The 21247-nt window shown below is 70.9% G+C and carries 18 protein-coding genes; 8 read left to right on the top strand and 10 right to left on the bottom strand.

What is annotated here, in order from left to right:
- Positions 1–9: 9 nt before the first annotated feature.
- From G4D85_RS41500 to G4D85_RS41510, 3 genes are read right to left on the bottom strand one after another with little or no spacing between them, the layout of a single operon-like run.
- Positions 10–1926, bottom strand: a complete 1917-nt coding sequence (locus G4D85_RS41500; RefSeq protein WP_164019806.1) for an ATP-binding protein — start codon at positions 1924–1926, stop codon at positions 10–12.
- Positions 1916–3895 (bottom strand): GAF domain-containing sensor histidine kinase, encoded by a 1980-nt coding sequence (locus tag G4D85_RS41505; RefSeq protein WP_240359812.1) that lies wholly within the window; start codon positions 3893–3895, stop codon positions 1916–1918. Before G4D85_RS41505 ends, G4D85_RS41500 begins: the two co-directional genes overlap by 11 nt.
- 54 nt (positions 3896–3949) lie before the next feature.
- Positions 3950–5638, bottom strand: a complete 1689-nt coding sequence (locus tag G4D85_RS41510; protein WP_205525931.1) for a right-handed parallel beta-helix repeat-containing protein — start codon at positions 5636–5638, stop codon at positions 3950–3952.
- Between the two features lie 420 nt (positions 5639–6058).
- Between G4D85_RS41510 and queD the strand changes: the two genes are divergently transcribed.
- From queD to G4D85_RS41530, 4 genes are all read left to right on the top strand, one after another.
- Positions 6059–6421: a 6-carboxytetrahydropterin synthase QueD gene (gene queD / locus G4D85_RS41515; protein WP_164019809.1), complete on the top strand. Its 363-nt coding sequence runs from the start codon at positions 6059–6061 to the stop codon at positions 6419–6421.
- Positions 6422–6452: 31 nt separating this feature from the next.
- Positions 6453–7202 carry an SDR family NAD(P)-dependent oxidoreductase gene (locus G4D85_RS41520; RefSeq protein ID WP_164019810.1) on the top strand — a complete coding sequence of 250 codons (750 nt, stop codon included), beginning with the start codon at positions 6453–6455 and terminating at the stop codon, positions 7200–7202.
- A 294-nt stretch (positions 7203–7496) separates the two neighbouring features.
- A complete protein-coding gene (locus G4D85_RS41525) occupies positions 7497–8531 on the top strand; it encodes a M23 family metallopeptidase (RefSeq protein WP_164019811.1) in 1035 nt (344 codons plus the stop codon).
- Positions 8532–8613: 82 nt separating this feature from the next.
- Positions 8614–9243 (top strand): Uma2 family endonuclease, encoded by a 630-nt coding sequence (locus G4D85_RS41530; RefSeq protein ID WP_338052943.1) that lies wholly within the window; start codon positions 8614–8616, stop codon positions 9241–9243.
- A 19-nt stretch (positions 9244–9262) separates the two neighbouring features.
- On the opposite strand, the gene G4D85_RS41535 is transcribed toward G4D85_RS41530, so the two are convergent.
- Positions 9263–9586 carry a hypothetical protein gene (locus G4D85_RS41535; RefSeq protein WP_164019812.1) on the bottom strand — a complete coding sequence of 108 codons (324 nt, stop codon included), beginning with the start codon at positions 9584–9586 and terminating at the stop codon, positions 9263–9265.
- 125 nt (positions 9587–9711) lie between these two features.
- Here G4D85_RS41535 and G4D85_RS41540 point away from each other — a divergent pair, with 125 nt between their 5' ends.
- The 4 genes from G4D85_RS41540 (at position 9712) to G4D85_RS41555 (ending at position 13703) form a co-directional block, all read left to right on the top strand.
- Positions 9712–10170 (top strand): poly(R)-hydroxyalkanoic acid synthase subunit PhaE, encoded by a 459-nt coding sequence (locus G4D85_RS41540; RefSeq protein WP_164019813.1) that lies wholly within the window; start codon positions 9712–9714, stop codon positions 10168–10170.
- 1 nt (position 10171) lies between these two features.
- A complete protein-coding gene (locus G4D85_RS41545) occupies positions 10172–11296 on the top strand; it encodes an alpha/beta fold hydrolase (RefSeq protein ID WP_164019814.1) in 1125 nt (374 codons plus the stop codon).
- Positions 11293–12207 carry an alpha/beta fold hydrolase gene (locus G4D85_RS41550; RefSeq protein WP_164019815.1) on the top strand — a complete coding sequence of 305 codons (915 nt, stop codon included), beginning with the start codon at positions 11293–11295 and terminating at the stop codon, positions 12205–12207. Before G4D85_RS41545 ends, G4D85_RS41550 begins: the two co-directional genes overlap by 4 nt.
- Before the next feature lie 185 nt (positions 12208–12392).
- A complete protein-coding gene (locus G4D85_RS41555; RefSeq protein WP_164019816.1) occupies positions 12393–13703 on the top strand; it encodes a PQQ-binding-like beta-propeller repeat protein in 1311 nt (436 codons plus the stop codon).
- Between the two features lie 12 nt (positions 13704–13715).
- Here G4D85_RS41555 and G4D85_RS41560 read toward each other — a convergent pair whose 3' ends face one another.
- The 6 genes from G4D85_RS41560 to G4D85_RS41585 all read right to left on the bottom strand — a co-directional run bounded on the left by G4D85_RS41560 (position 13716) and on the right by G4D85_RS41585 (position 21232).
- Entirely contained in the window at positions 13716–14465 is a 750-nt protein-coding gene (locus tag G4D85_RS41560) for a queuosine precursor transporter (RefSeq protein ID WP_164019817.1), read from the bottom strand.
- A 159-nt stretch (positions 14466–14624) separates the two neighbouring features.
- Positions 14625–15464, bottom strand: a complete 840-nt coding sequence (locus tag G4D85_RS41565; RefSeq protein WP_164019818.1) for a dihydroneopterin aldolase — start codon at positions 15462–15464, stop codon at positions 14625–14627.
- Positions 15461–16186: an SDR family oxidoreductase gene (locus G4D85_RS41570; protein ID WP_164019819.1), complete on the bottom strand. Its 726-nt coding sequence runs from the start codon at positions 16184–16186 to the stop codon at positions 15461–15463. The genes G4D85_RS41565 and G4D85_RS41570 overlap by 4 nt, the downstream gene beginning before the upstream one ends.
- Before the next feature lie 153 nt (positions 16187–16339).
- Entirely contained in the window at positions 16340–16852 is a 513-nt protein-coding gene (locus G4D85_RS41575) for a hypothetical protein (RefSeq protein ID WP_240359813.1), read from the bottom strand.
- A 136-nt stretch (positions 16853–16988) separates the two neighbouring features.
- The gene (locus tag G4D85_RS41580) at positions 16989–18128 is read right to left on the bottom strand and encodes a hypothetical protein (protein WP_164019821.1); all 1140 of its coding nucleotides are present in this window, start codon (positions 18126–18128) and stop codon (positions 16989–16991) included.
- Positions 18125–21232: an IPT/TIG domain-containing protein gene (locus tag G4D85_RS41585; protein ID WP_164019822.1), complete on the bottom strand. Its 3108-nt coding sequence runs from the start codon at positions 21230–21232 to the stop codon at positions 18125–18127. Before G4D85_RS41585 ends, G4D85_RS41580 begins: the two co-directional genes overlap by 4 nt.
- Between the last annotated feature and the right edge of the window lie 15 nt (positions 21233–21247).

A 21247-nucleotide genomic window follows, 5' to 3' on the forward strand; every position in this document is an offset into this window, starting at 1 on the left:
GCTCCCGCCTCACCCCACCGGCAGCGGCAGCCGCACGGTGAACGTCGTGCCCGCGCCCACGGTGCTCTGCACCGTGAGCCGGCCGCCGTGGTTCTCCACGATGCCCTGACAGATGGACAGTCCCAGGCCGGTGCCCTTCCCTTCCGGCTTGGTGGTGAAGAATGGCTCGAAGATGCGCTGCAGGTGCTTGGGGTCGATACCCGTGCCCGTGTCGCGCACCGTCACCACCGCGTCCTGCCCGTCCCGACCCGTGGACAGGTGCACCGCGCCGCCCGGCGGCATGGCGTGACACGCGTTGGTGATGAGGTTGACGAAGACCTGCACCAGGTTGGCGCGCACCGCGGACAGCGGCGGCAGCTCCGAGTACTCGCGGTGCACGCTGACGCGCGCCTGCGCCACCACGTGCTCACAGAAGCCCACCGCCATGTCGACCACGGCGTTGAGCTGCACCCGCTCCGGCTTGTCCTGCGCCGGCCGCGCGTAGCTCACCAAATCCCGGGTGAAGCGCAGGATGCGGTGGCTGCTCTCCAGGATTTTCTTCAGCTTCTCCTGGTCCGCCGGGTTGGCGCCCGGCGTCGTCCGCGAGCGCTGGAGCAGCGCGTCCGCGTAGGTGGCCACCGCCGTCATCGGGTTGTTGATTTCGTGCACCACGCTGGCGGCGAGCTGACCGATGGAGGCGAGCTTCTCCGCGTGGATGATGCGCTTCTCCAGCTCCTTCACCACGGTGATGTCCTGGCCGATGGCGATGACGCCTTCGACTTCACCGTGCTGGGTGAGCATGGAGGAGGTGGCGAAGGACACGCGCACCTCGCCGCCGTCGCGGGCCAGCAGGCGCGTCTCGAAGCTGTTCACCGACTCGCCGCGCATGGCGGCGGCGATGACCTGCGTCAGCCGCAGGTGCTCGCTCTCCGGAACCAGCCAGAAGAGGTCCTTGCCCAGCACGTCCTCCTTGCGGAAGCCGGTGAGCGCGCTGATGGCCTGGTTGAAGACCACCACCTGCTTGTCCCGGCTGGCCACCAGGATGAGCGCGTTGGCCTTCTCCAGCAGGTCCTCCAGGTACTTGCGGACGAACGTCAGCTCGTCGATGAGCTTGGCGTTCTTCACCGCCACGGCCACCTGGTTGGCGAGCTGCAGGAGGACGCGCTCGTCGTGCTGCACGTCCGCCTCGAAGCCCTCCGGGTACTCCATGTTGATGGCGCCGAAGAGCTGCCCGCTGGCCACCAGCGGCGCGCTCACCCCGTGGGTGCCGCCATGGAACAGGAGCGGCACCTCGCTCATCACCGCCACGCGGCCCGGAGGCAGCGACGCGGGCGCCAGGTTCGTCTTGTCCACCGCGCGCTGGAGCAGCGCCAGCGGCTCGTGCGCGCCCTCCTTCAGCCGCCCCTCCGCGTAGAGCGACGTCAGCCCGCCGGTGCGCGCGTCGGTAATCCGGATGCAGAAGGAGCGCCCGGGGAACAGCTCCTTCACCCCGCGCGCCACGGCGGCCACCAGCTCCTCCTCGCCGCCCGCCTCGGCCACGCTGCGGCCCAAATCGAGGAGCACGCTCTCCGTGCGCGCCTGCTCCAGCAGGGCCTTCTCCGCCACCACCAGCCGGTTGCGCGCCAGCTCCGGCTCGTTGCGCGCGCGCACCGCCACCACGTCTCCGCGGCGCGACAGCGTCAGCACCACGCCGGCCAGGTCGGACAGCAGCTCCACGTCACAGCTCGCGCCGTCCGAGGGCACGCAGGCCCCGGACAGCGCCCGCGCCACGTCGTCCACGGACACGTGGTGCTCGGCGCAGAAGCGGCGGAAGGAATCGTTGACGGCCACCAGCCGCAGGCCCGGGTCGCACATGGCCGAGGGCGCGTCGAGCGCCTCGAAGAAGGCCTGGAAGGACTCGGCCTGGGGGCCGCCGGGAATGCGCACGACTCGGGGCTCAGTCTTCATGGGAGGAGGCCTTGTCCAGGTCGAGAATCTGTTGCGCCCCCATGTACGACTTCGTCTCGTAGCGGGTGATCTTCCCAATCTTCCGGACGATCTCCGCCATGCGCTCCGCCTCGCGGTAGATGATGTCCACCGGCTTCCAGGCGAAGTCCTCTTCCTTCAGCTTGCGCTTGAGCAGCTCGGCGTAGCCCATCACCGAGGTGAGCGGCTGGTTCAGCTCGTGCGCGGCGGTGCCGGCGAGCGCGACGATGACGGCGCTCTTCTCGCTCTCCTCCAGCCGCGTCTCCACGTCGGACAGCTTGCGCTCCAGCTGCATGCGGGCGCGCATGTCCGTGAAGATGCCCACGCTGAACACCTCGCGGCCGCCCTCGTAGACGATGGACGCCGTCATGTTCACCGGCACCCGCTCACCGGAGCGGTGCAGCAGCTCCTCGCGGGTGAGGGACAGCCGGCCCTTGCCGCCGTGCTCCGGGCCACGAATCATGGCCATGACCCGCTTCGCCACGCCGGGCGGATAGAGCTGGTGGACGGAGAGTCCGCCGAGGGCCTCCTGCGAGGTGTAGCCGCACATGGCCTCCGCGCCCTTGTTGAAGAGGATGATGCGGCCCTTCAGGTCCGCCGCGATGATGGCGTCCACCGACGAGTCGATGAGCCGCTCCAGGAAGTCCTTCGTCTGGCGCAGCTCGTACTCCAGCTTGCGCGCGTCGGTGACGTCCCGGAAGGAGAGGATGGTGGCGGCTTCCTCGTCGCGCATCGGCGCGGCCGACATGGACAGCGTGAGGCGCCGGCCCGTGCCGGTGCGCACCTCCACGTCCACGCCGGAGCGGGCCTCGCCATGCGAGGCCGTCGTCACCAGCTCCATCAGCACGCACTCGTCCACCGGCTGGGTGACCTGGTGCAGGTGGCGGCCCCGCGCCTCATGCGCGGGCATGTCCAGCATGGCCGCGCCCGAGGGGTTGAGCGACAGCACGCTCGCCTTGTCGTCGAGGATGGCCACGCCCTCGCTGACGTGCGCGAAGAAGAGCTGGTAGGGCTTGAAGGACGCCGCCTGCTCCTCGGCGGCCAGACGCGCCGTCTTCTCCGCCTCCGTCTGCCCGCGCACCGACTGGAGGACGGACGCGTTGCGCAGCGCCACCGCCGTGGCGTGCGCCACCGTGGTGAGGAAGTCGATTTCCCGCGGCGTGAAGGTGCGGCGCGTGCCCGCCGCGCGCACCAGCAGCACGCCGCGCACCTGTCCGCGGATGGGCAGCGGCAGCGCGGCGATGGCGTGGATGCCCCTGGCGGCCACCGCCCGGCGCTCCACGTCCCCCAGCAGCGGATGGGTGGAGGCCTCCTGCATCACCACCGGCTTGCCGGTGCGCATCACCTCGCGAATCTCGGGGTAGCGCGACAGCTCGATGCGCAAGTCCTTGAGGGCCGGGTCGTCGCTGGCGGCGACGATGATGCCCTCGTCGGCGTTGCGGCCGAGCATCACCAGCGTGGCGCGGGCGATTTGCAGCTTCTCCGCCAGCCGGCGGGTGACGCCGTGCAGGAGCGCCTCCACGTCGGAGGTCTCCGCGTACTCCGCCGTCAGCTCCAGCAGGAGGGCCAGGTCCTCCTGGCTGCGCTCCTGCTCCTCGCGCTCCACGTGGCGGGCGGCGGCGCACTGGAGCCGCCACGCCAGCTCGTGGGTGCCCACCGGGGTGGTGAGGATGTCCGCGGGCTTGAGGGCCTCCGCCTCGGCGAAGCCACGCTCGCCCGGCTCCACCAGCACCACCAGGGTGAGGAAGGTGGTCCGGGGACGTTCCAGCAGGGTCCGCAGCGCGGTGTGGCCGCCGGGAGCGGTGAGGTCCACGAGGGCGAGGGCGGCCGCTTCCAGGCCGTCCACCACCCGCAGACCTGCACGCGCGGCCGAGGCGGCCAGCGCCTCACGCGCGGGCGAGGCAGGGGGCACCAGGGTGATGCCGAGAGCGAATTCCAGCGAGGACGTCACGTGGGAAGTGGGGTCCAGGGGGACAGGGGACCCCACTCTACACGGCCGGACGGCTCAGGGGCAGTCCGACTCGAACGCCCCCAGGTCCGGCGCCGCCCCACAGTGCGTCAGCCCCAGGGACAGCCCCACGTTCCGGGCCGGCGAGGTGGACGCGAGGCGGAAGTCTCCGGTGTCGATGTTCTGGAAGGCCGGAGACTTCTCCAGCGAACGGCGGTCCAGGCCGCTGTCCGCCTTCCAGTCCGCGAAGCCCATTTCCACGCCGTCCAGGCGGAAGATGCCCGCGCCCCCCGAGCGGAAGTAGAGGTTGGCGTCCACCACGGCGCCGGAGCGGCCGGGGCCCCCGCGCACGGTGATTCCACAGCCGGCGAAGACGTTGTTGCGGATGTCCAGGCTGGCGCTGGCGCCGGTGTCGCCATGGCCGAAGACGAGGCAGGGGCCGGGCATGTTCCACACGGTGTTCTGCTGCACCTTCACGTTGGTGGAGGTGTCCACGCGGATGCCGCTGCCCTCCTCGCTCCCGCCCAGCGCGTCGCGGACGAGGTTGCGGCGGATGATGATGTTGGTGGGGGGGGCGCCCTCGCGCACGCCGCCGATGCTGATGGCGCGGCCGTTGTTGTAGAGGACGTTGTCCTCCAGGGTGACGTCCTTCGCGGACAGGTGCACCACCACTCCCTCGCCGCGCGAGCTGCCCGACGTCTTGTGGCCCCAGATGATGTTGCCGCGCAGGGTGACGCGGGTGCACGTCTTCACGTCCACGCCGTTCTCCCGGTTCTCGTGCAGCTCGTTGTCCTCCACCAGGAGGTTGTCGAAGGGCGTGCCGGAGATGGTGGCGCCGCCCTCGGGGCCGATGCACTGCACCGCGTCCCCGGAGTTGTGGTGGATGTCATTGCCGCGCACCACCACGTTGCGGGACGTCGTCTGGAGGATGACACCGTGGCTGTCGCTGCTGCCGCGGGTGAAGTTGGTGATGACGTTGTTCTCGATGAGGACGTCAGCGGCCTTCTCGCACACGTTGACGCCGGCGCCCGCGGTGCCGTTCTTCACCGTGCTGTCGCGCAGCACGCCATGGTGCGAGCCCACGCCCCGGAACAGCACCGCGAAGGAGTCGTCACCCCCCAGGTCCAGGGTGAGCCCCTGGATGCGCCAGTACGCGCCGCGCACGTCCACCAGCGCCGACGCGCTGCCCGTGGGCTTCAACGTCACCGTGGCGCCGGGGGCCGCCTTCAGCGTCAGCGGCGAGGCCTCCGAGCCACCCTTCTCCTCCAGCTTGAGGCGCTCCGTATACGTGCCGGCCTTGAGGTACACGGCCTCGCCCGGCCTGAGCAGCGCCAGCGCCTTCGTCACCGTGCGCAGCGGCGCGCTCTGCGTGCCGGACGCCGTGTCGCTGCCCGTCGGAGCCACCCAGAGGATGCGCGTGAACTCCGGCGGCGTGGGAGTCGGCGTGGGGGTGGGCGTCGGCGTGGGAGTAGGCGTCGGCGTCGGCGTGGGAGTCGGCGTCGGGGTGGGCGGCAGCTCGGGAATGGGGAGCGGGCTCGGCGTCGGGTCGGGGTCTTCCGGCGTCTCGTCGTCAGGGGTGCCCGGAAGCTCGGGCGTGGTGATGGGCGGGGTCTCCGTCGAGGGGGCCTCATCCGGGGTGGGATGCGCGCCGGTGTCTTGAGAGAGCTCTCCCTTGCCATTGCAGGCGAGGACGCAGAGCAGGACAGCGGAGCAGAGGGCCGGTATCAGCGGGGACCGTTGGCGCATCCTGTGAGACTCCTTGTGTGGGTCGCGATGCGTGGGGCGCTCGCGAGGACGGCCGCCAATGCAGGGCCCCGCGCTGTTCATTCCCGCTTCCTCCGGCAACCCACGCCTGCTGGGACGCAGGGGAAGGAGGCAGGAATCGCGATTCCGCATGGTTGCGTGAAGCGGGAAGAAGCAACGCTGATGCAGCAGGGGCCGGACATTCGCCGGAGCGGAGCGCGAATGTGGGCACGTGGAGGGGGAGATATTCCCGAGTCAGGCTTCTTCTTTTTCACCCTGGGAGTAGGCCGGCCTGGATGGGAGCGGGCGGACATGCGCGTGTGCGCGCGGTGTGCTCACGCGCGCGGCGTGGCCGAGCGTTCCTTGACGAGGGGGGAAGCGCGCGGGATATGAGCCGCGCCCTACCCGCTGTCAGGAGTCGCCTTGGACATCTTCAAGGAGTTCACCTTCGAGGCCGCTCACCGGCTGCCGAACGTTCCCCCCGGCCACAAGTGCAGCCGGCTGCACGGGCACAGCTACCGGGTGGAAATCCATGTGCGTGGGCCCGCGGACCCGCGCACCGGCTGGGTGATGGACTTCGCCGACATCAAGGAGGCCTTCGAGCCCTTGAGGGTGAAGCTGGACCACTACTACCTCAATGAGGTGGAGGGCCTGGAGAACCCCACCAGCGAGAATCTGTCGCGGTGGATCTGGAAGCGGCTGCGCCCCACCCTGCCCCAGCTCAGCCGGGTGATGGTCCGCGAGACGTGCACCAGCGGCTGCATCTACCAGGGCGAGGACGACTGAGCGCGCTCACGCGCGCGTCGGAGGGGAACCCATGAACGTGCTCATCACCGGAGCCACGGCCGGATTCGGTCTGGCCATCACCCGCCGCTTCATCCAGGACGGAGCGCGCGTCATCGCCACCGGGCGGCGGACGGAGCGGCTGGAGGCGATGCGGGCGGAATTGGGCGAGCGGCTGCTGCCCGTGACGCTCGACATCACCGACCGCGAAGCGGTGGAGCGCGCGGTGCGCGCGCTGCCGGCGGAGTTCGCCGAGGTGGACGTGCTGGTCAACAACGCGGGCCTCGCACTGGGGTTGGACCTGGCGCAGTCGGCGCGCGTCGAGGACTGGGACACGATGGTGGACACCAACGTGAAGGGGCTCCTGTACTGCACGCACGCGGTGCTGCCCGGCATGGTGGCGCGCAACCGGGGCCACATCGTCAACATGGGCTCCATCGCCGCCGAGTTCCCCTACCCCGGCGGCAACGTGTACGGCGCCACCAAGGCCTTCGTGCACCAGTTCAGCCTCAACCTGCGCGCGGACCTGCATGGCACGGCGGTGCGCGTGACGGACATCGAGCCCGGGCTGGTGGGCGGCACGGAGTTCTCCAACGTCCGCTTCAAGGGTGACGAGGCCCGCGCCGCGTCCCCCTACGCCAACACCCAGCCGCTGACGCCCGAGGACATCGCGGACACGGTGCACTGGGTGACGACGCGCCCGGCGCACGTGAACATCAACATCGTGTCCCTGATGCCGGTGGTGCAGTCCTTCGGACCGCTGCCGATAAAGCGGCAGGGCTGAGCAGCGAGCACGGGCGAGGCGGCACGCGAGGCCGCGCTCGCACGCCCGCGCAGGGCAACGTCCTGAAGCGAGCGCGCAGGCCTGCCGCCGGACCTGGCGTTCGCGTGGGTCATCCGGGGGCGGCATCCCCGAGCGTGCGCTCGTGCGGCCCACCGTGGGCTCGGCGTCCCGAGAAGGCCCCGTCTGGCGGCGGGCCCTGTTCGCGGACGACACCCTGCCCCGTCCGCCGTTCCCCGAAAGAGAAGCCATGCGCGGCGGGCCGGGTCGGCGTCCGCGATGGAAGGGGGAACAGCGATGAAATCCTATGGAACGGCGGCCTCGGGTCTCCTCATCCTCTTGCTGGTCTACGCGGGGGTGATGTTCTTCTCTTCCTTCGCGGGCTTCGCCGGTGACGGGCCCATGGTGCCCACCGCGGTGGTGGCCCTCCTGGCATGGGGCGGGTTCATCGTGCTCACCCTTCACGGGTTGCGGCGTGCGCTGGCCGTCCGGAATGGCCAGGCGAACCGGCTCGACTCGAGCCTCTTCTGGATGAACGCGCTCCCCATGATTGGCGCGCTGCTGTTCATCATCACGGCGTTCGCCTTCGGGTTCGGCGCCTTCGCCTCCTGCGGCCCCGTCTGGCTGTCCGGGCTGTACCACTGGGGCGGCCTGGTGGGCAGCGGGCTCAGCCTGGCGGTGTGGTTCATCGCGCCCTACTTCGCGCGTGACGTGAAGGCGGAGGGCGGGCGACACCTGGAGCTGCCCAGCGCGCGGAAGGTCATCGTCACCGCGTCGGTGGTGTACGGCCTGTGGGCCATCATCTGGTTGGGCGCGTGGTTGCTGCTGCGAGGCTCCATCGACAGCGCCAGCTACCCGACCGCGGCCAGCTCGCCCTACCGGCTTCCGTACCCCGATGGGGACCGCTCGTGGATAGTCCAGGGCAACAACTCGAACCTCAACCACAAGGAGGACGAGGCCTTCGCCTGGGACTTCCGCCGCCAGTGCGGCACGCCGGTGTTGGCGGCGCGCGCGGGCACGGTGACGCGGGTGGAGGACACCCACGACGGCAATGGCAAGGGCAAGCCCAACAACCGCGTGGAGGTGACCCACAGCGACGGCACCGTGGGTCGCTACTTCCACGTCATGAAGGACAGCGCGAAGGTGTCGAAGGGCGACACCGTGAAGCAGGGGGACACGCTGGCGCTGGTCGGCAACGTGGGCAACAGCCTCACCGGCCACATCCACTTCGACGTGGAGAAGGGCGGCGTCAGCATCCCCGTCACCTTCCGGGACGTCGACGAGGACAAGGGCATTCCCCGCACCTTCGAGCGCTACGCCTCCGCGGATTGAGGGAGGGCCCGTATTTTCGAGAGTTACCTGGAGGATTGTCCCCAACGCACAGGATGTCAGAGGTCTGGTGCATGCTGGACACATGAGCGAAGACATCCAGGTGCAGGGGGCGGAGCGGCTTGCGACGAACGGGGCAGGGCCACATCCTGAGGACATGAGCGACAAGGCGCGACTGGAGAGTCTCTACGAAGCGCTGGAGCGCCTACCCGAGACGGTCGTCGGTGAAGTCATCGATGGCGAGCTGTACGTGAGCCCGAAGGGAGCCTTTCGGCATGCCCGGGCAGCCTCACGGCTCGGAGTCCTCCTCGGCCCCTATGACATAGGTACCCAGGGTCTTGGCGGGTGGGTCATCGTGGGCGAGCCCAATCTGCAGCTGGGCGCGGACAGACTCATCCCCGACCTCGCCGGCTGGAGGAGCGAGCGGATGCCGCACACGCCGAGCGACGTCTGGGTGACGCTGCCTCCCGACTGGGTCTGCGAGGTGCTCTCCCCCTCCACGGAAGCGCTGGACCGGAGCCGGAAGATGGCGGTGTACGCTCGCGAGGGCGTGCGGCACCTGTGGTTCGTGGACCCGCGCCTCCAGACACTGGAGGTCTACCGCCTGACGGGCAGGGAGTGGCAGAGGCTCGGTGTGCACGCGGGCGACGCCGTGGTCCACGCCGAGCCCTTCGAGGCGCTTCCCCTGGAGCTGGCTCAGCTCTGGCCGAAGTGAGCTCCCGGCGGAGCGTCGTCTACTTCAGCTCCACCAAATCGAAGTGCGAGAAGGGCGTCTTCGCCTCCTCCAGCGACCCGAGTGAAGACCACTCGGCGACCTCCTCGAAGCCCTGCCAGAGCATCTGCACCTCCGGGTGGTGGTGGGCCTTCTCCACCGCCTCGGCGGACACCCACTCGAAGATTTCCACCAGCGAGCCGTCCTTCGCCCGCATCACCAGGGCCGGGCGCTTCGTGGCGAGCCCCAGCTTCTGCAGGGCGGGCACGTGCTCCCGGACCAGCTCCAGCAACTCGGACTGCCGCCCCTCTCGGGGCCGGTACACGGCGATGACCATGTTCGGCATGACAGCGATGCTCCCCGAGCCCTCCCGGCGTGGCAAGCCACCCGCGCTCCCGGTGCGAGGACCGTCCGCCGACGGGTCCGGCGCACCCCGCCCGCCCCACTCCTCCTTGGGATAATGTCCCCACCATGAGTCAGTCGGACCCACCGGCGCCCAACAGGGGGCTCCTCGCCCGCGGCCTGAAGCTGCTGGGACACCTCACCCACCCGCAGACGCGCACCGGCAAGGTCTTCACCCGCGCCGAGCAGGGCCTCACCCGGGTGCTCGCGAAGGTCGCCGAGAGCCCCACCTACCTGCGCGTCAGCGGCAGCCTCATGCGCCAGGGCTTCAATGTCCGCATCCGCCGCCGGGGGCTGGTGGAGCGCACCCTGCACACTCTGCGCCTGCCCACGCCCTCCGAGGTGGAGGCGCTGAGAGACCAGCTCCGCCGGGTGAATGACCAGGTGGAGGCGCTCGGCATCCAGCTCGAGACGGTGGTGGACCTGGTCCACCCGACAGAGGCCCCGGCCCCCGCGCCCGAGCGTCCCGCCAACGAAACCCGCGAGCTCCCCGCCAGGGAGCGCGCGCCTTCCAAGCGCCGCGCCTGACATGACCGCGTCCACCACCCAGCGTCTCCGCGCGTTCGTCGCGGGCAAGCTCGACCTCCCGCGCGCCGTGGCCAGCATCCTCAAGGCGCGGCCCATGAATCCGTACCCGTACCTCCGGCCCATCATCGAGAAGGCGTCCGGCGTGCGGGAGCCGCCCATCAGCGCCACGCCCCACACGGTGGTGTACACGCGCGGCAGCATGCGGCTGTTGCGCTACGCCGCGCCCCGGCGCCGCTACCGCACGCCCATCCTGTTCGTCTATTCGCTCATCAACCGCTGGTACATCCTCGACTTCCTGCCCGGCCGCAGCCTCATCGAGCACCTCACGCGCGAGGGCTATGACGTCTACGCCATCGACTGGGGCGTGCCCGGGCAGAACGAGGAGCGCATGGACTGGGCGGAGCTGCTGGGCGGCGTCATCCAGACGGCGGTGCAGTGGACGCTGCGCGTGAGCAAGAGCCGCGAGCTCACCCTCTACGGCTACTGCATGGGCGGCACCATGGCGCTGGCCTACACGTCGCTTTACCCCGAGGGCGTGCGCAACCTCGTGGCGCAGGCCACGCCCGTGGACTTCAGCAAGGGCGGCGTCTACACGCTGTGGACGGCGGCGGACCACTTCGACGTGGACTCGCTGGTGGACGCGTACGGCAACGTGCCCACCAAGGTGCTGGAGAGCGGCTTCATGATGGCGGCGCCGGTGCAGCGCCTCACGCGCTGGCTGGAGGTGTGCCGCCGCATCGACGAACCGGACTTCGTCACCACCTTCCTCGCCATGGAGCGCTGGGGCGCCGACCCAGTGCCCTTCCCCGGCGAGGTCTACCGCCAGTACATCAAGGACTGCTACCAGCAGAACCTCTTTCCCAAGGGCCAGATGAAGGTGGGAGAGAAGTCCATCGACCTGGGCCGCATCCAGTGCTCGGTGCTCAATGTCATCGCCGAGCAGGACAGCATCGCCCTGCCAGCCATGAGCGAGCCGCTGCCGTCGCTGGTGTCCTCCAAGGACAGCGAGACGCGGCGCTACCCGGTGGGCCACATCGGCCTGTCCGCCTCCAGCAAGGGCTCCACCGTCGTGTGGCCCTCCATCGCCGCCTGGATTGGCGAGCGCTCGAAGACGATGGACCCATGATTTCCACCACGGACGCGGAGACGACGGGAGCGGGAGTGCAGGTGCGCGAGGGCTCCATCCGCCTGCGGGACGGGCGGCGGCTCGCGTACGTCGAGTCGGGAGACCTGGACGGGCTGCCGGTGTTCTTCATCCACGGCAACCCGGGCTCGCGCTACATGCGGCACCCGGATGACCGGCTCACGCATGGGCTGGGGGTGCGCCTCATCACCCCGGACCGGCCGGGGTATGGGCTGTCGGACTACCAGCCCGGGCGCACGCTGCTCGACTTCCCGGACGACCTGGAGCAGCTCGCCAACGCGCTGAAGGTGGGCCGCTTCGCCCTCTTCGGGGTGTCCGCGGGCGGGCCGTATGTCGCGGCCTGCGCGTGGAAGCTGGGGGCGCGGCTCACCCGCGCGGCCATCGTCTCCGGGGCGTCTCCGCTGAAGCGGCCGGGGGCCATGGAGGGCGTGAATCGGGACTACCGCAACGCGTACTCGCTGGCGGCGTGGCCGGAGTGGCTGCTGCACCCGATGATGGCCATGCATGACCGCCAGGTGCGCGCCAACCCGGAGCGCGCGCTGGCCGCGGTGCTGGCGCATGCGTCGCCGGATGACCGCGCCGTGCTGGCGGACCCGCTCATCGGCGCGCAGGTGCAGGGCTGGCGGCGCGAGGCCACGCGGCATGGCGTGGCGGGCATGCGGCGCGAGGCGCACATCCTCGCGTCACCGTGGGGCGTGTCGCTGGAGGAGATTCGCTGCGAGGTGGACCTCTGGTACTGGGAGGGGGACAGCATCGTCCCGACGCAGATGGGGCAGTACCTGGCCACGCGGATTCCGCGCGCCGTGCCCCACTTCCTCTCCGGCGGTGGGCACTTCTCCATCTACTCCCACTGGAGGGACATCCTCGCCCCGCTGGTGCACCAGGGCGTCTGAGGTCAGGCCCGCGGGTGCGAGCTCACGGGTGTCACCGGCGCAACGCTCCGCGAGCCCTGAAGTCTCGCGGCCCTGGGGTGTCGTCGGGCACACGGCGTCCGGTTCCGGACCGCACCCTTGCCTCCGAGGGCAGCCGGGCACAGGTTGCCGTCGGCCGGAGCTGCGGGGCGGGAGTGGGGACGGGCATGGGGCGTTGGCGGACAGGCACGGCGGGGCTGGCGCTGGGCGTGTGGACCGCGCTCGGCGGGGCTTGCGACCACGGCAAGACGAGTCCCCCGACACCACCCCCCGTCGAGGACGAGGCACCCGGTCCGGAGGCGCCCGTCCCCCCCGGACTCGTCCCGGGAGACGCGCGCTGGACGGTGCACACCGCGGTGGCGGGGCGTCAGGACGTCACGGCCCTGGCGGCGGACGGGAGTGGCGGCGTCGTCCTGCTCGGGGCGAGCGAGGCCCCGGCTCCCGCCTATGCGTCCCTGGACCCTGACGGCACCACGCTCACGCTGTCACGCCATGACGGCAACGGGCAGCCACTGTGGAGCCGGAGCTTCACGCCCGAGGCGCTCCAGGGCGGCGTCGCGGACGTGGAAGCGCCGCTGCTCGCCGTCGCTTCCTCGGGCGACATCTTCGTGGCCGGCAAGGTGGAGGGACAACTTCGGGTGGGCGGGACGGTCCTCACCCACAGCGCCTTCGTGGTGAAGCTCGGGCCAGATGGAAGTCCCCGCTGGGCGCGGGCCACCGGCCCGGTGAAGGCGCTGCTCCCGGATGGGCAGGGAGAGCTGGTGGTGGCGCACGGGCTCGTGGTGGAGCGCTACGACGCGGAGGGAGGCCGGCGTTGGGAGCGAGAGGTGCCCGCGATGGCCTCCGCGTCCGTCGCCGCGCTGGACGTGGAGGGCGGCCTGGTCATGGCGGGCCACAAGCCCGTGGGCCCCTTCGAGAGCCATGGCTTCATCGTCCGGCTGTCGCCCGACGGCGAGCCACGCTGGGAGCGGGAGGTGGGCCCCGGGATGCCGACCTTCACGGACGTGTCCTTCCTCCCGGATGGCGGCTTCCTCTTCACGGGTGACTTCAACGGCACCATCGAGTGGGGACGCGACACCCTGAAGACGCCCTGCTCGCAGCGGGGCTGCTACCGCACCGTGTTCGCCCTGGCGGCGGATGCGTATGGCGAGCCGCGGTGGGGGCGCGTGCTGGACAGCGAGGAGCTGAGCGGCTCGGAGGGCTCCCGTCTCGCGGTGGATGCGGAGGGGGGCTCGGCGGTGGTGTGGCGGCACGGGTGCGGCTCGGAGCTGGCGCGCCTGTCGGCCACGGGAGAGGTCCTCTGGCAGGACGTCTACGTCACCACCCCGTGCTTCCCGACGCCCCTGCTCCGGGACGTCACCTTCCTGCCAGACGGAGACGTGGTGGGCGCGGGCATGTTCTTCGGCACGCGCGCCTTCGGTACCCGCTCCTTCTCCGCGGACGACACCGACGTCTTCCTCCAGCGACGGGTGCCCTGACCGACGGGTGCGTCAGGCGGCGCGGGACTGGGCCTCGACGGGCACGCCCTGCTCGGGGGACGCGAGGGGCTCGCCGTCCGCGCCCAGCACTATCGGCTTGATGCCCAGCTTGCGCTCCACGAAGGCGTGGCCCAGGTAGATGAAGGGCGTCAGGCCCACCGCCACCAGCAGCTTCACCGTGTACGACGTGAAGATGATGTTGAGGATGGTCGCGGTGGGAAGCAGCCCCGTCCACGCCACGAACTGCACCACCGCCGTGTCGATGAGCTGCGACACCAGCGTGGAGCCCGTCGCGCGCAGCCACAGCATCTTGTTCTGCGTGACGCGCTTGAGCAGGTTGAAGATGGCGATGTCGCAGAACTGGCCGACGAGATAGGCAATCATCGACGCGACCAGGATGCGCTGCGAGCCGGCGAAGATGTTGTTGAACGAGCCCTCCACCGCGCCCTGCCAGTCCGGAGAGCGCGTGAGCGGCGCCCACGGCACCTGCACGGCAATGGCAATCACCGTGAAGCAGAAGATGGCCATGAAGAAGCCGACCCAGGTGATGAAGCGGGCCGCCTTCTTCCCGTAGAACTCGTTGAGGATGTCCGTGAGCAGGAACGTCACCGGGAACGGCAGCATGCCGATGGACATCACCGCCATGATGGGGCCGAGCTTCACCTCGAACAGCTTCACGCCGATGAGGTCGCCCACCACCAGCGAGGTGACGAACACCCCCGCCAGCACCACGAAGAGCTGAAGCCGCCTGTCCAGGACCATCGCCGCTTAATACCGCGCCTCACTCCCTGAGCAGTAGCCCCCCGTCGTGCCCCCCTCCGTCCCTGTGAGCCAGGAGGCGCCCAGGAGGCAGCGCGCCGCTGGCTGTGCCAGGCGGCCGAGCAGGTGCTGGCTCGCACTCCACGTATCGGCCCGTCGCGCTCACGGGCTCCGCTCCGCGGGCGAGCCCGGCGCCACGGGCGCCTCGTGCGGGTAGTAGGACACGCCCGTGGCGGGCGCGAGTCCCTCCGGAGGCACCGCTGCCTCCACCTCGTCCGTGGGGATGAAGCCCGGCCGGTCCACGCACAGCACCGACTGCTCGATGGCCGTCGGGTTGTCGTAGCGGTGCGGGAAGCCGCGCGGCCAGTGGAAGGCCATGCCGCGCTCCACCGACTGCCCCTGCAGCAGCAACCCGGGGCCCAGCACCAGCTCGCTCTCCTCCATCTGCTGATGGACGTGCGTGGGGATGGCCCCCCCCGGCTTCACCCGCAGCCGGTAGACGCCATAGCCCGCGCCCTCGTGGATGATGTCCACGCGTCCGAAGGCCTTGTCCTCGCCCCGGTACTCCATCTCCGCCGCCGTGCGGTGGATTTGCAGGGACGGCACCACGAGCCCGCCCAGCGCCTGTGGCTTCGTGACGCGCACCGTGGCCGCGTGTACCTGGGCGTGGGGCGCGTCCTCCGTGGGCGGCGCGAGCACGTAGCGGCACACCGCCTCCACCGCGGACTCCAGCAGCTCGAAGCGGCACGCCTCCAGGAGGAAGCGCAGCTCGCCCGCCAGCCGGCCGTAGTTCACCGTGTTCGCCAGCCGTCCGCCCGTCGCCGCGTTCCGCGTGTCCAGGAAGAGGGCCACATCCAGCCGCAGCGGCTGGGCCGTGAAGCGCTCGCGGTTGAAGACGCCCACGATGCAGTCCACCGTGAGGCCCCGCAGCTCGATGATGTCCAGCGGCCGGCCCTGTGAGGTTGCGCCTCCGAGCGGGTGGAAGGGGTGCTCTCCAGTCATAGCTGCGCGCTCCTGCCGCCATCCACGGCGATGACCTGGCCGGTGAGGTACGGCGCCTCACGGGCGAGGAAGACGATGGTGCGTGCGATGTCCTCCACGCTGCCCTCGCGCCCCATGGGGATGCGCTTCAATACCGCCTCGCGCGCCGCCGCGTCGTAGTGCTCCGGGAAGGCCACCGCTCCGGGCGAGACGGCGTTGACGCGCACGTGCGGCGCCAGCTCCACCGCCAGCGCGCGGGTGAGCATGATGAGGCCCGCCTTGCTCACCGAGTAGTGCGCGTAGTGGCTCACCGGCCGCTCGCCGCCCACGTCGGTGATGTGCACCACCAATGGGTCCTTCCCCGCGCGCAGGGACGGCAGCAGTGCCTGGGTGAGGAAGAAGGGCGCGTCCAGGTTCACCGCCAGCATGGTGCGGTATTGCTCGCGGGAGATGGAGGCGAAGTCCACGCGCTCGTAGAGGCCGGCGTTGTGGACCACCACGTCCAGCGCGGGCCAGGCCTCGCGCACCTGGGTGCCCAGCGCGTCCACCGCCTCCGGCTGGCTCAGGTCTCCGGAATGAAGGGTGACGCGGCGGCCGAGCGCCCGGAGCTCCTCCGCCAGCGCCCCGAGTGACTCGAGCGAGCGGTTCGCATGGAGCGCCAGGTCATACCCGGCGTGCCCGAGGGCCCGGGCCACCGCGCTGCCGATGCGGATGCCGGCTCCTGTAACGAATGCGGTCCCCATGGGGCGCATTCAGTAACAGGCCACGCGGGGAAAGGCACCGGAGACCTGAAAAGGCACGGGGCGCATCGGACTACCCCCGTAGTCCAACGCGCCCCGCGGTACTTGCACTGTCCCCTGCGGCGGTACTTCCCCCTGAGCCAGAAGCCGTCTTCGCTACGGGTGGTAGCTGGCCGCGTGGGTGCGGTTGCCGTTCCAGCCGCCGTTGTGGCCGTGGGACACCCAGACCCACTCCTGCACCTGCTCGTAGCGGGCGGGCACCCAGCGCTGCTCGTAGAAGCCGCCGGTGCACTTGGTGACGCGCGAGCGCCGGTTGTGACGCTCCTTGCAGACCTCGGGGACCCACACGCGCTCATGGCGGCCCTCGACGTAGCGGTTCACCGTCTGCAGCTCGTAGCGACCCCGGGCCTGCGGAGGGGGCAGCGGAGCCGGGCCATGGCGGCAGGCGTCTCCGTGGACGTGGACCTCGACGTAGCCACCGCCCCGGCGGTCGTCGCGGTCGTTGTGGCGGTCGCGGCGGTCATCCCGGTAGTTGTTGTCACCGCTCTGCCGCCGCGCGGCCTCCTGGTTGGCCCAGTCGCGCACGTTGCCGTCTTCCGCCAGAGCCGCCGTGGAGCCGAAGAGAAGGGTGCCGAGAACCAGGGACGCGATACCAGTCTTGAGAGCCATGTTGTTCAACCTCCGTCGTCCTGCTTGCACCTTCTGACGGGGGTCCCCGCCCGGCATTCAATGCGGGCTGCGTCGCCATGCTCCTCGGTGTCGCACCTCCGTGCAGGCGCGCCCAAAGCCCCGGAAACACGCGGAGTTACCGGGGTGCGACTTCCACACAGGTCAGCCCCTCGTCAGGGGCGCAGTTCTGTCCCACGAGGCAGCCGCCCACGCCTCCGGAGTCCACACAGCGGATGGGCCGGCAGTCCGCGTCCCCGGTGCAGGGCCGGCGGCTCACCGTGCACGCGCCCTGGCTGCACGCGTCCTGCACACAGTCCGCGTCCTGCTGGCAGGTGCAGAAGCCCTCCACGTCGCCCTCGTCGATGGCGCAGCGGCCCGCGCACGCACCCGCGTCCTGCCCCGGCGCCTTCACGCAGCGCCCGCCACGCCCGCAGTCCGGGTCCTCGCGGCACGGCAGCGAGGGCGACGACGCGCACTCCGCATCGGAGCGGCACCGCGCGCGGCTCGCGGCCACCACCACGTCCGCGCACTGGTAGCCATTCGGACAGCCCTGCCCCTCCGAGCAGTCCACGCCACAGAAGGCAGTGCCCGGGCTCGCGGCCTCGCGCAGGCAGAAGTTCGCGCCACGCCCGCAGACCTGGAGGCCGCCGCCGTACGTGCAGCTCGCGCAGTAGGGGCGGCGCACGGGGTCGAAGTCGCTGTAGCAGCTCGAGGGCGCGCCGCTTGCCGTTGCGCCACAGCGCTCGCCGAAGGCGCAGCCCGGGTCGTCCGCGCAGAAGGCCGCGTCACACACGCCGAGCACGCAGGCCGCGCGGCCCTCGGGCGTGGTGGCTTCGCAGGTACATGGGGCGTCCCCGCAGCGGCAGGCCGTGCCCGGACAGTCTCCCTCGCTCCGGCAGCCGGACACGCAGGTGGTGCGCGAGACGTCACACACCTCGCCTTGTGGGCAGTGCAGGTCCGAGGTGCAGCGGCCTCGCGTCAGGCACGTGCCGGTGCCCGTGTCGCAGAAGAGCGAGGCGTCGTCGCAGTCCGCGTTCGACTCACAGCCCGCGCGGTCCTGGCAGAAGCCCGCGGCGTTGCACAGCTCACCCGGGCCACAGGCCACGTCCGTGCGGCAGCGGCAGGCGTTCGTCTCCGTGTCGCAGCGGTATGCCTCGACTGGCGTGCCGCAGTCCGCGTCCGCGCGGCAGGCCGTGCCCGGCTCCGGCGGGTCCTCGCGACACGCGGCGAGGGCGAGCAACAGCAGCGGGGCGAGCCACGGGCAGCGGCGGTTCACGGGTCGTAGACCTCCGAGCGGCCCAGCACGTAGGCCGTCCACGCCGCGGGCGACAGCGTTTCCAGCGTCCACTGCGAGTACTCGAAGCGGGGCACTCGCGCCATGGACAGCTCGGCGCGCAGGCGCGTGTCCTCGGGCAGCCCGGCGCGTAGCACCTCCAGCGCGGGGGCCGGCAGCGTCACCCGCGTCTCTCCTCCGGGGAGGATGGCCGTCCAGCGGATGCCCGTCCCCGCGCCCAGCGCGACGAGGGTGAGCTGCTGCACGTCCGACACGGAGGCGGTGGCTCCCAGGCTCCAGGCCACCGCGCCGGAGAAGCGGCTTCCCGACGCGGGCTCGGTGAAGACGGGCAGCGGCAACATGGGGCCGAGCGTCACGCCGTCACCGGGGTCTCCCGGCTGGCGGTGGTAGAGCAGGCTCTGCGGATACGTAGTGCTGCCTCGCAGCAGGTCGAGGAACAGAAGGCTTGCACCGTCCAGCCGTGGCAGGCCGGGGAAGGTGAGCAGGGGCCCCGTGCCTTCGATGAGGGAGAAGAAGCGCGTGCCCGTGCCCCAGTTGTGCGGGTGCGGCACCAGCCCCTCCGCGCCCAGGTCCAGCCAGGCGTAGACCTGGTGCAGCGCGGGCTGGCCCGCCACGATGACCGGGCCGTCCACGGTGAGCGGGGCCGCGACGTCCAGGTGCATGTCGAGCACCACGTCGTGTCCCTCGGCGACTCGTGTGGCCGAGGCCGCGATGCCCCGGCGCACGCCCAGCAGGTAGGGCTCGAAGTCCGCCTCGTCCTTCAGCACGCCGAGCACGGCGTACACCGCGCGCACTCCGGGCTGCGTGTGGACCCGGTAGGAGCCGCCCTCCTCGCGCACTCGCCAGGTGTCCGCGCGCCGGTCTCCGGGCCCCGCGAAGGGAGGGCCCGAAGTCGGGCTCGGCTGCGCTACGAAGACGCGGACCTCCAGCACCTCGCCCGGACCGAGGGGCCTTGGCGGCTTGAAGCCGCGCACGCGGCCGGTGATGGCGGCCCGGGGAGGCTCGGGCGGGTTGCCGGGGTTGCCGTTGCTCGCGAGCTGGCGCAGGTACACCGTCAGGTTCTCCGCGCGGATGCCCGCCACCGTCACCACGTCGTAGTCCTGCTTGAAGACCGTGGCCACCTGCGCGCCCACCATCCGCGTGTCCGAGAGCGTGAGCTGCCCCCGCGCATCCGTGAGCCCCTCGAGCGGTGTCGCCGCGTCCGTGCCGAGCATCACCCGTGCGCCCGGCACCGGCTGGCCATACGCGCCGGACGAGGTGTCGAGCACCGTGACATTCAGCGTCCCCGTGAGCGGCCCGCCGGAGAGTCCTCCCGGGCCCCTGGGGTCGAAGTACGTGAAGACTTCGGGCAGTGCGGTGCGCGTGGCTGCGTGCGTGACGGCCACCTCCACGGGCGCCTGCATGCGTGAGGACGGGGTGCGGCAGGTCAGCGTGTGGATGTCCAGGACCTGCACGTCCGTCGCGGGCTCGCCTCCGAAGGTGACGGTGGTGCCTTCACTGAAGCCCGCGCCACGCAACGTCACCCGGGTGCCTCCGGCGATGGCGCCTCGCGCGGGTTCCACCTGGGCGAGGGTGAGGGGTGCCTCGTAGGCAAAGGCGGCCGGCAGGAGGACTTCGTTCTCCGGGTCGCTCGCGGAGAAGACGTGGAGGGCGTGCGCGCCTGCCCCCCCTGGGGGCGTCGTGAAGCTCAGCCGGTCCTCGGTGAGCACCGTCACGGCCGTGGCTTGGAGCGCCCCCACCCGCACCACCGCGTCGGGTGGAATGAACGTTCCTTCCACCGTCACCCGCGTCCCGGAGGGGCCCGCCACTGGTGTCACCTGGGAGAGGGAGAGGCGGAAGGTGTAGCCGTTCGGAAGGCTGGAAGTCGCCGCGCCCGACATGGCGCTCACGGTGACGAGGCGTGGCAGGGCGGCTTGCGCGGGTACGGTGACGGTGGCCGTGGTCGAGGTGACGCTGACGAGCGGAACGGGCGTTCCACCGAAGGCGACCGCGAGTCCGGGCGTGTCGAGCCCGCTCCCCGTGAGTGTCACCGTGCCGTCCGCCCTCGTGCCCACGCGTGGGAAGACTCCGTGGAGCGTGAAGGTGGCTCGAGGGTCCTCGTAGGTGAAGCCATTGCGCACCGTCCACGTGCCCCGTGGGGTGATGACCGTCACGTCCACGGCGCCCGCGCTCGGGCCTGACGGCACGGCCGCCGTGAGCTGAGCTGGGGAGTCCACCTGAAGCAGGGACGCGGGTGTGGCTCCGAAGAGGACCGCGGTGGCGCCCTCGAAGCCCTGCCCGGTGAGCACCACGCTCGTGCCGCCTGATTGGGGACCGGTGAGCGGCGCGAGGTCTGTGATTCGCGTGTCCTCGATGTAGCGGTACGCGCGCCGCAGCACACCTCCGCTTCCCTGCCCGTGGACCCGTACGTCCACGACGCCCGCGTTGTGAGCACGGGGGACGAGGACTCGGAGCTCGGTGGAGGAGACCCGTGTGACAGCGGGGCTTGCCACTCCGCCGAAGAGTACCTGGAGCCCTGGAGCGGACGGGAAGCCCGTGCCCACCAGCGTCACCGTGTTGCCTCCGGAGCGCGCGCCTGTGGCGGGGGTGAGGTCGCGCAGGTCGAAGGACTCGAACCAGGTGAAGCAGGCTTCGCAGCGGGCGGTGCCTCTCGGGTTCTCCAGCGTGATGCTCGTGGGGCCGGGGGCTCCCGGTGGCGTGCGCAGGTCCAGCGAGGTGTCGTCGATGAGCTGGAAGTCCCGCACCTCGCGCTCGCCCACCTTCAGCACGGTGCGCCGGGCGGCCTCAGACGGGGTTGTCGCCACTCCCTGGAGGAAGCCGCTGCCGGTCAGCCTTACCCAGGTTCCTCCGCCACTCTCTCCCCTCGCAGGGAGTGAGGAGAGGAGGGTCGGAGGCTGGAGCGTTCCGGCGTCTCCCTGGGTGCCTGCGTCCGTGCCCGCGTCGTCGTGCCCCAGCCCCGCGTCGAGGAGCCCCGCGTCAGGCGTGGCTCCGGGCGGACGTGGGGTGTCGCCGCAGGCCGCGAGCACGGACAGGAGGGACAGCAGCACCAAGCACCTGGGGCACAGGACTCCGAAGCCGTGGCTCATGGCAGCAGCTCCGCC

It is taken from the genome of Pyxidicoccus trucidator (assembly GCF_010894435.1).
GTDB lineage: Bacteria > Myxococcota > Myxococcia > Myxococcales > Myxococcaceae > Myxococcus > Myxococcus trucidator.

What these genes read in the sequence shown, in the direction of transcription:
- G4D85_RS41570 (WP_164019819.1), bottom strand. Translation starts at nt 16,186, where the DNA reads ATGGGGACCGCATTCGTTACAGGAGCCGGCATCCGCATCGGCAGCGCG.
- G4D85_RS41535 (WP_164019812.1), bottom strand. Translation starts at nt 9,586, where the DNA reads ATGCCGAACATGGTCATCGCCGTGTACCGGCCCCGAGAGGGGCGGCAG.
- G4D85_RS41585 (WP_164019822.1), bottom strand. Translation starts at nt 21,232, where the DNA reads ATGAGCCACGGCTTCGGAGTCCTGTGCCCCAGGTGCTTGGTGCTGCTG.
- G4D85_RS41520 (WP_164019810.1), top strand. Translation starts at nt 6,453, where the DNA reads ATGAACGTGCTCATCACCGGAGCCACGGCCGGATTCGGTCTGGCCATC.
- G4D85_RS41530 (WP_338052943.1), top strand. Translation starts at nt 8,614, where the DNA reads ATGAGCGAAGACATCCAGGTGCAGGGGGCGGAGCGGCTTGCGACGAAC.
- G4D85_RS41560 (WP_164019817.1), bottom strand. Translation starts at nt 14,465, where the DNA reads ATGGTCCTGGACAGGCGGCTTCAGCTCTTCGTGGTGCTGGCGGGGGTG.
- G4D85_RS41575 (WP_240359813.1), bottom strand. Translation starts at nt 16,852, where the DNA reads ATGGCTCTCAAGACTGGTATCGCGTCCCTGGTTCTCGGCACCCTTCTC.
- G4D85_RS41525 (WP_164019811.1), top strand. Translation starts at nt 7,497, where the DNA reads ATGAAATCCTATGGAACGGCGGCCTCGGGTCTCCTCATCCTCTTGCTG.
- G4D85_RS41545 (WP_164019814.1), top strand. Translation starts at nt 10,172, where the DNA reads ATGACCGCGTCCACCACCCAGCGTCTCCGCGCGTTCGTCGCGGGCAAG.
- G4D85_RS41550 (WP_164019815.1), top strand. Translation starts at nt 11,293, where the DNA reads ATGATTTCCACCACGGACGCGGAGACGACGGGAGCGGGAGTGCAGGTG.
- G4D85_RS41565 (WP_164019818.1), bottom strand. Translation starts at nt 15,464, where the DNA reads ATGACTGGAGAGCACCCCTTCCACCCGCTCGGAGGCGCAACCTCACAG.
- G4D85_RS41510 (WP_205525931.1), bottom strand. Translation starts at nt 5,638, where the DNA reads ATGCGCCAACGGTCCCCGCTGATACCGGCCCTCTGCTCCGCTGTCCTG.
- G4D85_RS41555 (WP_164019816.1), top strand. Translation starts at nt 12,393, where the DNA reads ATGGGGCGTTGGCGGACAGGCACGGCGGGGCTGGCGCTGGGCGTGTGG.
- G4D85_RS41500 (WP_164019806.1), bottom strand. Translation starts at nt 1,926, where the DNA reads ATGAAGACTGAGCCCCGAGTCGTGCGCATTCCCGGCGGCCCCCAGGCC.
- G4D85_RS41540 (WP_164019813.1), top strand. Translation starts at nt 9,712, where the DNA reads ATGAGTCAGTCGGACCCACCGGCGCCCAACAGGGGGCTCCTCGCCCGC.